The organism is Pseudomonas koreensis, assembly GCF_025447595.1.
GTDB classification, from domain to species: domain Bacteria; phylum Pseudomonadota; class Gammaproteobacteria; order Pseudomonadales; family Pseudomonadaceae; genus Aquipseudomonas; species Aquipseudomonas koreensis_H.
On the sequence record NZ_JAOEJU010000001.1, the window covers coordinates 179,237 to 191,942 of the forward strand.

Genomic DNA, 12,706 nt, shown 5'->3' on the forward strand with positions numbered 1-12,706 from the left:
GATCATCAGCGGGAACCTTCATGACTCAAACCAATGGCCCCAAGCGGCACCTGCCGGTGTTCCAGGCATTGCTGATCACGCTGGGCATGGTCATCACCACCGACATTCTCAAAACCGCGCCGACCGTTGCCTTGAACGTCGGGCCGGAACATTTCTATTGGGTCTGGGTGCTCGGCGCACTGGCGTCGATGGCCGGGGCCTTGTGCTTTGCCGAGATGGCCACCGCGTTCCCGCATCCGGGCGGTGACTATCATTTCCTGCGCACCGCTTACGGCGAGCGCATGGGGTTCCTGTTTGCCTGGTCGCGATTCTCGGTGATGCACACCGGGTGGATCGTGTTGTCGGCGTTCATGTTTGCCGACTACTTCAACGCGGTCGTGCCGTTGGGGCATTACGGGTCGGGGGTGTTTGCCGGTGCGATCATTGCCGCGTTGGTGCTGCTGAATCTGACGGGCAAGCACATTGGTTTCATTACTCAGACTGTGCTGGTCGGGCTGCTTGCTCTCGGGTTTCTGAGCATTGCCAGCGCCGGGGTCTGGCTGGCGTGGCAAGGGATCGAACCGACGCTGCCCAGTGATCCGGTGATGCCCGAACACACCAGCGCGGCAGGGTTTTCTGCGGCGATGATCTTCGTGTTTCTGGCCTTCGGCGGCTGGAGCGATGCGGCGACGTTATCGGCGGAGGTGCGCGACGGTCGACGCGGCATTTTCATCGCCATGCTTGGTGCACTGACGGTGTTGATGGTGATCTATCTGGCGCTGAACTGGGCGTTCGTCCAAGGGCTTGGATTCGACGGCCTGGCGGCAAGCAACGCGCCGGCGGTGGAATTGTTGAACCGCGCTTTCGGTGCACCCGGCGTGCTGCTGATTCTGTTGATGGTTGGCATCGCGGCCATCGCCACCATCAATTCGACCTTGCTGGTCGGCGCCCGCACCACCTACGCCGCCGCCCGCGATGTGCCGCAGTTGCGACGCTTCGGTGAATGGGATGAGCGCGACGGCGTACCCCGCAAGGCGTTGCTGGCGGAGGGAGCGGTGGCGTTGTTGCTGGTGCTGTTCGGCAGTTTTACCCAGAGTGGTTTCAACACCATGGTCGAGTACCTGACGCCGGTGTACTGGCTGTTCCTGAGTCTGAGCAGCCTCGCGTTGATTATCCTGCGCAGGCGTTTCCCCGAGGTGCCCCGGCCGGTCAGGGTGCCGTTTTATCCGCTGTTGCCGCTGCTGTTTTTTGGGCTATGCGTGTACATGCTGTATTCCAGCGTGACAGTAGTGGGGTTGGGGGCGTTTTTGGGGATCGGGGTGTTGGTGGTTGGCGCGTTGTTGCTGGCCGGGTTGAGCCGCCTGGTGTCGACACCTCGGCAGGCTCAGCAACGGGCTGCCGATTAGAAGGACACCGCTGCCGGCTGCGACAACCGCAATACCGACAAATCCCCCGTGATGCGCTTGTACGCCAGGCGAATCGCCTCGATGTCACGCTCACGCTTCGGGCTGCTTTCGTGCAGGATCACAATCACCTTGGTCGCCAGTCGCTCGGGCACTTTCGCGTCGTGGTCCTTCCACTGCCCATAGGCATCGAACACGCTGAACCCGTCCGGGAACCGCGTCGTCACTTCCTGATCGAGAAACTCGCGCCAGCGCGCCGGGCTCACCACACCTTCCTTGCCTTCCAGCGGCCCCACCGAGAAGTACAACTCGGTGCGTACCCACTGCGCTTGCGCCGGTCGTGTGGCATCGCCTTGCAGGGTCGAACTGACGGGATCTTTGGTATGCACGGAAACCGGAGGAGGGCTGGCACACCCGGCGACCGCCAGGAACAGTGCGGCCAGTAGAAAACGTTGCGGCATGGAACTTCCTTATTGTTAAGAACTGTCCCGAATTATAGAGGGGACGGTTAATAGCAATAAAAGATTAAAAAGTGGATCGTCGCTGAACTAATGGAATAAGCAAACAAAGTGAAAATAATGCCCGCTGGTTAGAACGATTATTTCTTTAAGTTATTTGCTTGGTGTTGGATCGAATATCCATGACATTTAAAAACCTGCTAGCGCATTTGGCGGATCTGTCATTGCGTCTAATATGCTGCTGCAGCGGTTCAAGTCGCACGGAACGCTGCACTTGAAGCGTTTGAACAGCAGTTTTTGCTGCTCGATGGACAGCTTGTTGCGGATTTCCCGATCCTTAGAATCCGCCCCATCAACTTCTCATCCAGTTCTTAATCCTCAGGGAGCTACACCATGATGAACGCCATGCAGATGCAAATGCCGATGAACGCCAACATGCCGATGATGCCGATGACGGGCATGCCGATGATGATGGCGACCATGAGCTGCGACATGATGGACGACGGCATGATGTGCAAGATGATGCCGGCCGCTGGCATGGACATGGCCATGTTCAAGAACAGCGCTGAAATGATGCAGATGATGATGGACTGCGGCATGCCGATGATGATGCATTGCGGCAACATGAGCATGATGTGCATGTCCCCGGCGGCCATGGCCATGCCGATGATGAACATGATGATGCCGATGCCGATTATGGGCATGCCGATGCCATCGATGAAGTGCGTGATGGAATGCACGATGATGGCCGACTGCATGATGTGCAAAATCATGCCGATGCCGGGCATGAACATGGACATGATGAAGAACTGCTGCGCCCTGATGATGAAGATGATGAACGACTGCAGCATGCCGATGATGATGAGCTGCAACGGCATGCCGATGATGTGCTGCACCTGCTGATTCTTCAGGCATGAAAAAGCCCGACCGGGAAATTCCCGGTCGGGCTTTTTGTTGTCTGTCTGTTTATCAGTCCAGGCGTTCGGGGTAGGTCACTACCAGATACGCCACCGCTTCACTGTCGGCGGGGTTGCGATAACGGTGGGGCTGGTCGGCGTAGAACAGGATCGAATCACCCGTCGACAACAGATAGCGCTCGTCGTTGACGCTGATCTCCAGCACGCCCTGGGCCACCACCAGATTTTCCTGCACGCCTGGACCATGCCCCTCGGATTGATCCTCGCCCAGCGGGCTCAGGCGCAGTTCATAGAATTCCGACTGGCGCGCTACATCAAATGGAAACAGCGCGCGGCTGACAAAGGCGCCACTCGCGCTGACCAGCCGCTTGCTCTGGCTCGCCGACAACACGGCCACGCCTTCAAACGCGCGGTGTTCAAGAAATGCCGCCACCGACACCTTCAAACCCTTGGCGATTTTGCACAGCACCTTGATCGACGGCACGCTGCGCCCGGATTCGATCTGTGCCAGCATCGCCCGGCTCACGCCGCACTGGCGGGCGAGGGCATCAAGCGACAGATGCCGCTTGCCGCGCAGGCGTTGCAGGTTCTGCGCGACGCGTTCACAGATCGGGTCTTCTTCCAGGGAGTCGAGGTTGTTCAGGTCCAGCACAGGTTCGTCGGCGCTCGCCAGAAAGCGCGAGGGTTCACGGGCGTTCACGCTTGACGCGTCTCGCCGGAACGAGCGGCCTGCACCCACTGGTAAGCCTGATAACCGGCATTGCGCGCATACATTTCCCACATCAGCCGGGCCTGTTGCTGGGCGTGGCGGCGTTTGCGGTAGACGGCGAAGTCGATCAGGTTGTCAGTCGGTTTCATGGCGCACTTCACTGTGTTCAATGACGGGATGAGGTGAGAGTACGCCGAGATTTTTATAACGATAAATACTGATTGTTTATTTATTAATGCTTTTTGGTTATTTTCTGGTTTGTCACATCGGGGCGAATGCATTCAACAGAAAATCCCGCACATACACCCGGCTCGGACTCTGCAGCGCGCTCTTGCGCCACACCAGATACAGCACGTTGACCGGCGCTTCAGTCGGTACGGTCGGGGAAATCAGGCGGCCAGCGGCAATCGCATCGGCACACTGATAATCCGGCAGAACCGTCCAGCCGTGGCCGCCGATGGCGAGGTCCTTGATGATCCGCAGGTCCGGAATGGTCAGCGCCGCTTGCAGTTGCGGAGCGATCTGGAACATCGACGACCACAGCGGACGCACCAGCGCCAGGTCTTCGTCGAAGGCAATCAGCGGGACTTGAGTCAGTTGCTCCTGCGTCGGGTGTTGGCCCAAGCGATCAAGCAGGCTCGGCGCGTAGACCAGCAGCATGCGTTCGGTCAGCAGATGGGCGAACCCATGGGTCTGCTCGTCGGGCAGGGAAGCGGTGATTGCGAAATCGATCTGCTTTGATTCGAGCATCTCGTAGATGCGCTTTCTCGTGCCGGTGTGAAAACGCAGCAAAAATCCTTCATCCATCAACGGTGCGAGGCGGGCGGCGACTTGCGAGTGAATGAAGTCCGAAGGGCCGACCAGATGAATCGTGCCGCCCTTGAGCAGGCCGGGGCGCAGCGAGGCGATCTTGTTTTCCAGACCATCCAGGTAAGGTGCGACCGAGCGGGCCAGCTCATCGGCGGCTTCAGTCGGTTCAACGCCTCGTGGCAGTCGATGGAACAGCGGTTTGCCCACCAGCGCTTCCACAGCCTGGACATGCATCGAAGCCGCCGGCTGGGTGATGCCCAGATGCTCGGCAGCTTTGGAAAACGACTTGGCGCGGTAGGCTTCGAGGAAGGTTCGCAGGTGCGTGAGGTGGCTCATGGGTTGGCGACGTCCGGGGGCTGAGTCTGTTTTTTACCATGGCGGGTGACAGGAGTGCTCGCCTCGGGAAAACGCCGTTGCAGCGTTTCCCGAAGCGAGGCCGATCAGGCGTTATCGGCCGGGCGATAACGCGGTGCGGAGCTCGCGGACATCTGCCCGAGAATCAGCAGCAAACCCAGTGCCGAAACCACGGCGCCGGCGAGGCCGACGTAGCTCAGGCCAATCTGGCTGATGGTCACGCCACCGGCCACCGAGCCGAGGGCAATTCCGGAGTTGAACCCGGCAATGTTCAGGCCTGCTGCGACGCCGTGGGCGTGAGGCGCATGCTGCTCGGCAATCCCGATCAGTCTCGCCTGCAAGGCCGGCACGGCCGCGAAGCTGAACATTCCGAGCAACGCCACCAGCACGCCCATCAACACCGCCGAACCGGAAAACGCCCACATGCCCGCGGTGACCAGCGCGATGCCGGCAATCAGCGTGGCGCTGGCACGGTCGACGCCCCAGGCATCGGTGAGTTTGCCGCCGAGCACGTTGCCGATGGCAGCCATCACGCCGTACAGCAACATGAACACGCCGACGGTGGCGGCGGTGGTGCCGGTGACATCCGTCAGCACCGGAGCGATGTAGGTGTAGGCCACAAACGAACCGGCGTAACCGAGCACCGTGACCAGCGCACCGGCCAGCAGCTTGCGATTCAACAATGCCTTGAGGCTGTTGATTGCCGAACCGCTGTCGGCGGCGGTCGGCAGTGGATCGCGCATGCCGAACAGCAGTCCAAAGAAACCGATCGCACCGAACAGCGCGATGGCGGCCAGCACCAGACGCCACGACATCACGCCGCCCAGATAGGTGCTGATCGGCACGCCGATCGCCATTGCCAGCGTAAAACCACCAAACACCACGGCGACGGCGCTGCCTGCCCGGCCGGGACCCGCCAGTCGCGCGGCGGTACTGGACGCCACGGCCAAGAACAGACCATGCCCCATGCCGGCGATGAAGCGGGCGATCAGCATCAGCGTCAGGGTGCTGGAAAACGCTGCGGCCAGACTGCCGGCACTGAACACCAGCGCCGTCGCCAGCATCACGTTTTTGCGTGACCAACTGGCCGTAAGTGCACTGAAGATCGGTGCAGCAACGGTGGCGCCCAAGGCATAGGCAGTGATAGTTGCGCCGGTGGCTTCGACGTTGACGCCGAGACTTTGCGCCATGACCTCGGTCAGGCCGATCGGCACGAATTCAGCAAGCCCGAGGGCGAAGGCGCTGAGGGTGAAGATGTAAATGACAAATGGCATGGGAGCCTCTCGCAAGTGGAAGATGGCGAGAGGCTAGGTATTGCGTATCTATAAAAGAAATTCTGTTTTTGGCGTGCAGGTATAAAAATATTGATGGGTTTTCAATAAGCGCAAAAAAAAGGCGCGTGAGTTTTTGACTCACGCGCCTCTGGGTTCATTTGCTGGCGTTCAACACAATCCGGTACCGCGCCTTGCCGCTGCGCAGATGGTCGACGGCTTCGTTGACCTTGCTCATCGGAAATTCCTCCACCTGCGGCAGGATCTGATGCCGCGCGCAGAACTCAAGCATGGTCGCTGCCGTGGCGGGCGAGCCGACCGGGGAGGCTGACAGGGATTTCTGTTGAGGAATGAGATTGAACACGTGCACCGGGATCGCGTCGGGCACGATGCCGACGAAGTGCAGTCGGCCCTTGCCGCGCAGGGTGGCGAGCATGGCCGTCCAGTCGAGGTTGGCGTTGGCGGTGATCAGCAGAAAGTCGAGAGTGCCGGCAATCGCTTTCAGCGCTTCGCTGTCGGTCGAGGCGACGACCTTGTGGGCGCCGAGGCGCTTGGCTTCGTCCTGTTTGCTCAGGGACGAGGTGAAGGCAGTGACGTCGCATCCCCAGGCATTGAGAAACCGTAGCGCCAGGTGACCGAGGCCGCCGATGCCCACCACGCCGACCCGGTCAGTCGGCTTGATGCCGAACTCCACCAGCGGATTGAAGACCGTGGAGCCGGCGCAGAACAACGGACCGGCGAGGGCCGGGTCGAGGTTGTCCGGGAGTTTCAGCGCCCAGGCCCAGTGGGTGCGCAGGCGATCGGCGAATCCTCCATGACTGCCGATGATCGTCGGTTTGGCGGTGGCGCAAAGGTGATGGGAACCGCCGATGCAGGACGAGCAATGCATGCAGCTGCCCTTGTACCAGCCGATCCCCACGCGCTGGCCAACTTCCAGACCGCGCACCTGCGGGCCTGTGCGCACGATGCGGCCGACCACTTCATGGCCGGGAATGAACGGGTATTGGCTGATGCCCCAGTCGTTGTCGATCAGCGACTGGTCGGAGTGACAGACGCCGCAGTACTCCACGGCGACTTCGACCTCTTCATCTCCCAGCGGGCCAGGGTCGTAACTGAAGCGCTCCAGCGGCGTGCCGGCCGAGGTGGCGGCCCAGCCGGTGAATGTCGTGGGTTCGGTGTTATTGCTCATGGGACACCTCCAGATCTGGCGCTGCGGGCGCAGCCTGAAGAGTCTAGCGTGTCATCGAGCGGGCGCTAGCCAGGTGTTCAGCACGCGCCGATCGAGTTCTTCCCAATCCGCCATGCCCAGCACTCGCGTGGTATTGAGGCCGCGCAGATAACCGCGTAACTGATTGGCCGCGGCCCGCACCGACTCCGAATTGTCCGCTGATTGGCCCAGCACGGTTTCGTATTCGACCAGGTATTCGGCCACCCGGTCGCGGAATTCGGGCAGGACGGCATCGCGGATCAGGTCAAAGGTTCGCACGGGTAATCCTCATCTGTTTTCGTTGTGATTGAGTGTGGCGCAGTCTGCACGCGGTTCAACTATTGCTTCAAGTAATAGTGACCATCAAGAAACGCAAGTTCTGCTTTGACGCCGATGGGCGGAAAATCGCCTCCATCGAACACGCCGCTGAAGGAATTGCGCGATGAAGACTTTGACCCGACTGGCTGTAGTCGCCCTGCTGATGGGCGGGGTGGCCGCCACCGTAGCCCCGGCTTACGCAGACGACGCCAAATCGTGCCATTTTCTGCCCGTCGCCGGCAGCAGCGCCTCGCTGCAGCACTCGCAAACCGTCGGTGTGTTGTACAGCGAGAACACCCTGGACAACTTGCAATACCTCGAGCGGTACCACGATGTGGCGGTGAACGGTGCCAAGGATGCGCTCGATGCGCGGATTCGTGACGCCTTCGTCGACAGCTCCGATCCGGAACTGGCCATCGACTGGCTGATGAGCTCGCTGCAACAGCAGTTCCTCTCGGTGACTGTCTACGAAAGCCTCGATGCGCTGATGCAGGCGCATCCGGATGTGGTGGTGATGCTCGACACCCACAACCAGTTGCTGACCCAGCGCAACAGTCAGGTCGAAGCGCGTTTCGCCGCACGCTTCTACGACGCCAACCTGCAATACATCGGCAAGGCCGAAGGCGCGGTGGAGAAGCAACTGCCGTCGGTGTGGGTACACAACAAGGCAGCGCCCGAAATCGCTGCCGGGATCGAACAGCAGCGCGACCTGCAACTGAGTGCCTTGAAGCAGTTCGACGACTCGCTCAAAGCCTTGGTGAGTGCAGGCTGAACACCCTAATCAAAAACGGCAACGGCAGTGCCCGTGACACTGAACGTTGCCGAAGAACCGAAACTTTTATTTTCAGGATTTTTTCCATGCGTGCTTTTTTTGTTCCTGCCATGGCGTTTGCCGCTTTTGTGAGCGGTTGTGCGACGGCTCCAAACGATCCGACTCAGGTTTTGCAGACCCACAAGACACCTGCCCAATACGCTGAATGTGTCGTGCCGAAATTGCAGGGCAGCGCGCTGAATCCAACGGTTTCGCAGACCCAGCGCAGTTATCGCATCGTGGTGCCGAGCAAGGTCGCGGCGGACAACGTGCTCGAAGCCTATAAGGCTCAGGACGGTGGCAAGGTCTTTCTGTATGAACGCCATTTGCTGGCATCGAGCCTGATGCCCTCGAGTTTTGAACGTGCCGCGCAGGAATGCCTGTAATCGCTGAACGCTTTTGAAGATGCTCCTTTGGTTGGCCGCAACCAACCAATTCTTTGCCCCGCACCTTGCGGGGCTTTTTTTTGCCCGGCATTTGGCGCAGTCGGCGCTACGCTGGATAGCGGAAAAGGGTTTCGGGAGAACTAGGATATGAAGAAGGACAGCAGCGGCGCGGCGACTGAGAATCCCTCTGTGCTGATCGACGCCAGAATCAAGGAACTGAACGACTGGCGCGGCCAGAAGCTGGCCGAGATCCGCGCGATCATTCACGAGGCTGATCCGGAAGTCGTCGAGGAATGGAAGTGGCGGGGTGTTCCGGTCTGGTCACACAACGGCATCATCTGCACCGGGGAAACTTACAAGGCCGTGGTGAAAATGACTTTTGCCAAAGGCGCGGCGCTGGAGGATCCGTCAGGACTGTTCAATGCCAGTCTGGAGGGCAACACCCGGCGGGCGATTGATATTCACGAGAACGACAAAATAGATGCCAAGGCTCTGAAAGCGCTGGTGCGTTCGGCGATTACATTGAATTCAAAGAAGTGATTTGCCGTTTAGGCGCAGGTGATGCGGAGGAGGGTGAAACGAGGAAGAAAATGGCAGGGGCGGCTGGATTCGAACCAACGCATGGCAGGATCAAAACCTGCTGCCTTACCGCTTGGCGACGCCCCTGTAGCTATTGGTTTCAGTCCCGGGAGGACCTCTGCAACAGTGGGCGGCACTTTACCAGCGCTCTTGCGTTCTGTGAACCCCTGAAACAAATAAATTTCAGGGAAAACAGCTACTTATTCCCGGAGCGGTTGAAACGGCCATATTTTCAGAACGCATGACCGGTCCAGGCGCCCCGAAACCCGCAGGCGCTTGAACCTGATTTCAGACCGATGTACTCGGCACTCCCGCCAGCAAACCGGTCAGCGTGGTCATGATCGCCTGCTGCCGGGCCCGGTCGGTCAGGTGCCGGGCCTCGGCGGCGGCGACGTCGGCGTGGCAGTGCGGGCAGACTGATTCGTGGGGGTGGATGTATTGCAGGCAGTCGCGGCACAGGGCCAGTTGCGTCGGCAGGCGCCCTTCCTCGGGGGAGGACTGGCCCTGATTGATCCAGGCCAGTTTGATCACTTGCCCGCTGTCGCTGACGCTGCTGACTTTTTCGCCGGTGTCGATGCGTTCGGTGATCAGGTCAAAGCGTCCGACCGCAAACGAGCGCTGGGCGGCGTCTTCGACTTTGACGATGCGCTCGCGCAAACCCTGTTTTTGCAGTTCCAGGGTTCGGTAATGGCAGTAAGGATTGTTGCCGGGTTTGCCCAGCAGCGAGTGCGACGTCCAGGTGCAGCCGCCCCGGCAGACGTCGTTGTAATAACAGCTTCGGCAGTAGCCCCAGAGGTCATCGACCGAGCGCAGGCGACCGAAGTGCATGCCTTCGCTGTAATGCCAGATATCGTGCAGGCTCATGTTGCGCACGTTGCCGCCGGAAAAACCGACGGTCGCCAGTGACGGGCAGCCTTTCACCGTGCCGTCCGCTTCCAGCGCCAGCACGGTCTGGCCCGCCGCGCAGCCGCTCCAGTGCACGCGCTCGTCACCGAAGCCGCGCCACAGATGTTCGTAAGGGCCGTAATAACCGATGTTGTTGCCGACGTTCATCAGCAATCCGCGTTCCAGTCCTTCGCGATACAACCGGGCGAGCAGCGGCATCACTTCCAGCAGCTTATAAGGCTGGAGCAACAGCTCCGGATGGTCGACGGCGTTGCCCATGGCCACCGTGATCTGGATCTGCCAATGGGTGGCGCCGAGTTCGATGATGGTGTCCATCAGCTCCGGCAGGTCCGGCAACGTGGCCGCGCCGATCTGGGTGTTGACGCTCACCGCCAGCCCCGACGCCTTGGCCCGGCGCAGGGTGTCGACGGCCTTGTCGAACGAACCGGGCACGTTGCGCACTTTGTCGTGCAGCGGCGCGAGTCCGTCCAGGGAAATGCCGACTCCGTTGAGCCCGGCATCGACCGCTGCCTGCATCTTCGCCGGCGTCAGATTGCGCCCGCCGGTCTGGATCGCGCAGTACATGCCGTGGTCGTGGATGGCGCGGATCAGTTGCGTCCAGTCCTTGCGCAAATAGGCTTCGCCGCCGATCAGGGTGATCTCGCGAGTGCCGAGGGCGGCGAGGGAATCGATCACGTCGAGGCATTCGCGGGTGTTGAGTTCATCGGGGCGCCGATGCCCCGCGCGGGAGCCGCAATGCAGGCACTTGAGGTCGCAGGCGAGGGTGATTTCCCAGACCACGTGCACCGGCACGTAGCGTTTGAGATCGGTGTCGCTGAGGTAGCGGGCAGGGCGGTTGTCTGTCATGGGAGATCCTTGCGCACGGGCCTGTGCGCGGCACGATTGGACTGACCTCGATTGGCTGGAAGACCGGGCGCGGTCACCCATGACCGCGCCCGGGCCGTACCGCTTAGCGCGCTTCCAGTCGCGCGATTTCCGCGTTCAGCTGCGCAAGGGCACTGCGCAAGGCGTCCTCGTGGGCCAGCTGTTGTTCGCCTTGCTGCACGGCGACTTTCAACTGCGCCAGATCACCGCTGGCCTGAGCCGTTTGCACGGCCACCGCATACAGCGGATGGACATGATGCTCGGGCGGTAGAGGTTCGACACTCGGCGCCTGATGCACGGCGACGTGCCGCACGTCCTGCCACTGGCCGCCTTCGTTGTAGCGGTAATCGACAAAGCCGCTGGTCCAGTCGTTCAGAATGCCCTTGAGGTGGAAGGTCTGGGCGATCTGACTCAGCGGGCCGCTCGGGCTGCCGTCGAGGGTGAGAATGAGGTAGGTCTCGGTGGATGGCGTGAGCCTGGCCTCGGAATAATCGCCCCAGACCCGGGCATGGAAATTCACCGGTGGCCAGGTGCTTTGAAACACGCTCGCGGTTCCGCTGATTTTTTTGCGGACGGTATCGACCACGATATCGAGGGTCAGTACCGGTGCGCCCAGCAGTGAGTTACTGGCGATGAGGCGGGTGTGAAAAAGTCCGATCGACATGATGCTGCTCCCTTGTGAAAGTTATGGTTCCAATTGCCGATCAGCGACTTTGCACGCGGCTGATTTCTTTGTTGGCGTCGTCCACTGCTTTGCGCAACAGCGGCAGTTGCTCCAGCTGCTGTCTGGCCTGGGCGGACAGGCTTTTCATCTGGGCCAGATCACCGCTGGCGATGGCGCCCTGAATCGGCGCGGCATACAGCGGCAGAACCGGTTTGTGCGGCTCGATCACCGGGCCGGGATTGAACGGCTGAAGGACGTTCGACGGCACCTCCACCAGATGCGCCGGCACGTTGTTCAGTTCGTGCCAGCGCTGGCCGTCGAAGTACTCATAGTTGGCCACGCCTTCGCGCCAGTCGGTGCCGACCACCAGGTGGATCTTGAAGTTGATGATCGAGTTGGAGCCAGGGCCGCCATGGTTGCCTTGAGCGGTGATCAGGATCTTGCTGACACCGGGTTTCATCACCGTCATGTAGGTGTATTCGCCCCAGACGTCCGAGTCGATGTCGAGCGGCGGATTGGTTGCCTGAGTTACGGCAGCGTTGCCGGTGACATGCTGCTGTGGCGTGGACACCAGCAGGTTCAGCGCAAGACTCTGCGCCCCCGGCTGACCTGTACCGATCCGGTAGCTCACCGGGAACAAGCCGACATTTTGCTGAGTAGCTGACATGTTGATTGCCTCCATTGCAGTGTGGGAAATGGCCTTAGGGTTTTTCCAGTCGAGAAACTTCTTTGGCCAGTTTTTCGTACGCGGTTTGTAGCTCCTTCGCTTCCGGCTTCGTTGAATCGCGCTGCTTCAACAAAGTCTTCATCTGCTGCAGATCGCCGCCGGTAATCGCGCTCTGGATGGCGACGCCGTAGGGCGGGATGTTGTGGTTTGAACCGGTCATATCGAGGCCTTCCTCGTGGGTGTGTGCCGCTCGACCCCTTGCGCAGAAGGGGCGCCTTTCCTGACAGGCAGGCGAACGACATCGGCCAGAATTCCGGCAACCGGGATTCTCGGCGACGTGACAACCTGATCCGTCGGGATCTGATCAATCCGCAAACAGGGTTCGCGCAGGGGCGACGCCGCA

16 protein-coding genes and 1 tRNA gene are annotated in these 12,706 nt (G+C 60.4%); 5 read left to right on the top strand and 12 right to left on the bottom strand.

From position 1 onward, the window contains the following. The first annotated feature begins 20 nt into the window (after positions 1–20). Positions 21–1,385 carry an APC family permease gene (locus tag N8H71_RS00695; RefSeq protein WP_262192319.1) on the top strand — a complete coding sequence of 455 codons (1,365 nt, stop codon included), beginning with the start codon at positions 21–23 and terminating at the stop codon, positions 1,383–1,385. Here N8H71_RS00695 and N8H71_RS00700 read toward each other — a convergent pair. Beyond that, entirely contained in the window at positions 1,382–1,843 is a 462-nt protein-coding gene (locus N8H71_RS00700) for a DUF3574 domain-containing protein (protein WP_262192320.1), read from the bottom strand. The genes N8H71_RS00695 and N8H71_RS00700 overlap by 4 nt on opposite strands. A gap of 390 nt (positions 1,844–2,233) precedes the next feature. Here N8H71_RS00700 and N8H71_RS00705 point away from each other — a divergent pair, with 390 nt between their 5' ends. Further along, a complete protein-coding gene (locus N8H71_RS00705; protein WP_262192321.1) occupies positions 2,234–2,743 on the top strand; it encodes a hypothetical protein in 510 nt (169 codons plus the stop codon). A 66-nt stretch (positions 2,744–2,809) separates the two neighbouring features. Here the strand turns inward: N8H71_RS00705 and N8H71_RS00710 are convergent, their stop codons facing one another. From N8H71_RS00710 to N8H71_RS00735, 6 genes are all read right to left on the bottom strand, one after another. After that, positions 2,810–3,400 carry a helix-turn-helix domain-containing protein gene (locus N8H71_RS00710; RefSeq protein ID WP_162130482.1) on the bottom strand — a complete coding sequence of 197 codons (591 nt, stop codon included), beginning with the start codon at positions 3,398–3,400 and terminating at the stop codon, positions 2,810–2,812. A gap of 53 nt (positions 3,401–3,453) precedes the next feature. Continuing rightward, complete coding sequence (locus tag N8H71_RS00715) at positions 3,454–3,615, bottom strand: hypothetical protein (RefSeq protein WP_166673434.1); 162 nt, start codon at positions 3,613–3,615, stop codon at positions 3,454–3,456. Positions 3,616–3,727: 112 nt separating this feature from the next. Further along, a complete protein-coding gene (locus tag N8H71_RS00720) occupies positions 3,728–4,612 on the bottom strand; it encodes a LysR family transcriptional regulator (RefSeq protein WP_262192322.1) in 885 nt (294 codons plus the stop codon). A 104-nt stretch (positions 4,613–4,716) separates the two neighbouring features. Beyond that, the gene (locus tag N8H71_RS00725) at positions 4,717–5,904 is read right to left on the bottom strand and encodes an MFS transporter (protein WP_262192323.1); all 1,188 of its coding nucleotides are present in this window, start codon (positions 5,902–5,904) and stop codon (positions 4,717–4,719) included. Between the two features lie 154 nt (positions 5,905–6,058). After that, positions 6,059–7,090, bottom strand: a complete 1,032-nt coding sequence (ahr, locus tag N8H71_RS00730) for an NADPH-dependent aldehyde reductase Ahr (RefSeq protein WP_262192324.1) — start codon at positions 7,088–7,090, stop codon at positions 6,059–6,061. Between the two features lie 51 nt (positions 7,091–7,141). Then, a complete protein-coding gene (locus tag N8H71_RS00735; RefSeq protein WP_085604716.1) occupies positions 7,142–7,387 on the bottom strand; it encodes a hypothetical protein in 246 nt (81 codons plus the stop codon). A gap of 163 nt (positions 7,388–7,550) precedes the next feature. Here N8H71_RS00735 and N8H71_RS00740 point away from each other — a divergent pair, with 163 nt between their 5' ends. From N8H71_RS00740 to N8H71_RS00750, 3 genes are all read left to right on the top strand, one after another. Further along, a complete protein-coding gene (locus tag N8H71_RS00740; protein WP_262192325.1) occupies positions 7,551–8,198 on the top strand; it encodes an ATPase in 648 nt (215 codons plus the stop codon). A gap of 86 nt (positions 8,199–8,284) precedes the next feature. Beyond that, positions 8,285–8,623 (top strand): hypothetical protein, encoded by a 339-nt coding sequence (locus N8H71_RS00745; RefSeq protein WP_262192326.1) that lies wholly within the window; start codon positions 8,285–8,287, stop codon positions 8,621–8,623. Between the two features lie 147 nt (positions 8,624–8,770). Then, complete coding sequence (locus N8H71_RS00750) at positions 8,771–9,163, top strand: DUF1801 domain-containing protein (protein WP_262192327.1); 393 nt, start codon at positions 8,771–8,773, stop codon at positions 9,161–9,163. A 51-nt stretch (positions 9,164–9,214) separates the two neighbouring features. Here N8H71_RS00750 and N8H71_RS00755 read toward each other — a convergent pair. The 5 genes from N8H71_RS00755 to N8H71_RS00775 all read right to left on the bottom strand — a co-directional run bounded on the left by N8H71_RS00755 (position 9,215) and on the right by N8H71_RS00775 (position 12,523). Then, a tRNA-Gln gene (locus N8H71_RS00755) sits at positions 9,215–9,289 on the bottom strand. A gap of 201 nt (positions 9,290–9,490) precedes the next feature. Further along, the gene (locus N8H71_RS00760) at positions 9,491–10,954 is read right to left on the bottom strand and encodes a GDL motif peptide-associated radical SAM/SPASM maturase (protein ID WP_262192328.1); all 1,464 of its coding nucleotides are present in this window, start codon (positions 10,952–10,954) and stop codon (positions 9,491–9,493) included. A 103-nt stretch (positions 10,955–11,057) separates the two neighbouring features. Further along, entirely contained in the window at positions 11,058–11,636 is a 579-nt protein-coding gene (locus tag N8H71_RS00765) for a DUF1842 domain-containing protein (protein ID WP_262192329.1), read from the bottom strand. 40 nt (positions 11,637–11,676) lie between these two features. Next, the gene (locus N8H71_RS00770; protein ID WP_007955470.1) at positions 11,677–12,303 is read right to left on the bottom strand and encodes a DUF1842 domain-containing protein; all 627 of its coding nucleotides are present in this window, start codon (positions 12,301–12,303) and stop codon (positions 11,677–11,679) included. 34 nt (positions 12,304–12,337) lie between these two features. Further along, complete coding sequence (locus N8H71_RS00775) at positions 12,338–12,523, bottom strand: DUF1843 domain-containing protein (RefSeq protein WP_041475227.1); 186 nt, start codon at positions 12,521–12,523, stop codon at positions 12,338–12,340. Between the last annotated feature and the right edge of the window lie 183 nt (positions 12,524–12,706).